Raw genomic sequence first — 1,519 nt, forward strand, 5'->3', positions numbered from 1 at the left:
CCCACATCCATCAACTTAAGATTCATTTTTATATAGAAGTTAAGGTTTCCAAGTAGTTTTTCATTACCTTTTACAGATGTTTTAAAAGTACGCATGCCAAATAAACCCGAATGGGTTTATTTTTTTAACTATGCTACCTGATGAGTCGGAGTGGTATAATTATAAACAACACCCAAAATATCAAAGACTGTTTTTTTCTCATATCTGTGGGATTTTCGTCCGTTTCGCTGTAGGAGGTTAAACAGACGAAGGAGAACCTTTGATAATTCTTGGGTGTTCTTATGTAATGCCTGATAAAACAGTAAAAAGTGGTCTTTAATCATATACATTGCTTTATATTCGCTTAATTCTTTTTTCTTCTTACGCAACAAGAGCTCTCTCATTTTAAACATAGTAGAAGAACAAAGTAGAATACCGATTAATTGCCCGTACAAATGACATTCTAATCGTTCTTGTTTAATAGATTTACAACGATGGATTTGAAACCAAGATTTCCATACTTTAAATAACAGCTCGATTTGCCAACGTAATGAATATAAATCATAGATTTTCTCTTTTGGTACCCATTCCATAGGAATGTTTGTCATGTATACTGTAATTCCTTGTAAATGTTTTGTACGCTCTGTATATGTAATCCCTTTTTTCTTTTCACGAATAGCTCGATCGTGTAAGCGTTTCTTCTTTTGTTCCTCTGTACACCTATAAACCACAATGCGCGTAGGAAGTTTGTCTTTACTCCCTACATATACATCCCTCAACTCATATACTTGCCCAGGTTGTAATTGTTTCATGATGTCTTCCAAACGAATTTCTATATATACAGGCTTCAATTGAGCAGGTTTTGTTTTAAATTCCACTGTTTTGAATTCTTTTCTATATATTTTCGTGGGTAGCTTAAGGCGTGATAGATAATATCCTTGCTTACCTTGGATGGACTCAAAGTCTTGTAAACGAAAATATCCTAAGTCACGAATATAGAGATCGTCTTTCTGTACCATGTCCGTTCGACTCGCACCATACGCCTGATCACTTCGTTTTCCTGGTTCAATTTGTACATCAGAAAATTCTCCACTCAACAAGTCATACTCTAGCTGAATTTTCACACCAGCTTTATGACTACATCCACCGGCACCTGGATAAGTAGATGCAAATCGATCAGGAACTTGAAAGGTCGTGGAATCAAGGATGCGAATACGCTCAAAGTAAGCAGAAAGAGAATGAGAAATCTTAGATAATCCTCCAATTTTAGCTTGTAGAAGTGTAGTAAATACACTTCGAAAGAAGGTTACCGAAGCCGAATTAAATCGTCGGTTAAGCCCCTCAGGGCTCAATAAGATTCCTGTTGAAGTTTCTAATTGACTACAAAGTTGAGTAAGCGAGGTAGTAGCGATTTGTTGATTTAACCATACACACAAAGATAAAAAATGGTGTCCATAACACTTCCGTTTTCGTTTCATTCCGCCTGCTTCGATAGCTAATTGATCCAATGCAGCGGGAGACATATACCGATACAACTCTT

Annotated in this window: 1 protein-coding gene; it reads right to left on the bottom strand. The window is 36.3% G+C overall.

The window, feature by feature from the left end; genetic code table 11:
- Positions 1 to 128 precede the first annotated feature (128 nt).
- A partial coding sequence (locus EP737_RS23700) for an IS4 family transposase (protein WP_246040358.1) occupies positions 129 to 1,519 on the bottom strand: 1,391 nt, incomplete at its 5' end.

This window comes from Ectobacillus funiculus, from assembly GCF_004138295.1.
GTDB classification, from domain to species: domain Bacteria; phylum Bacillota; class Bacilli; order Bacillales; family Bacillaceae_G; genus Ectobacillus; species Ectobacillus funiculus.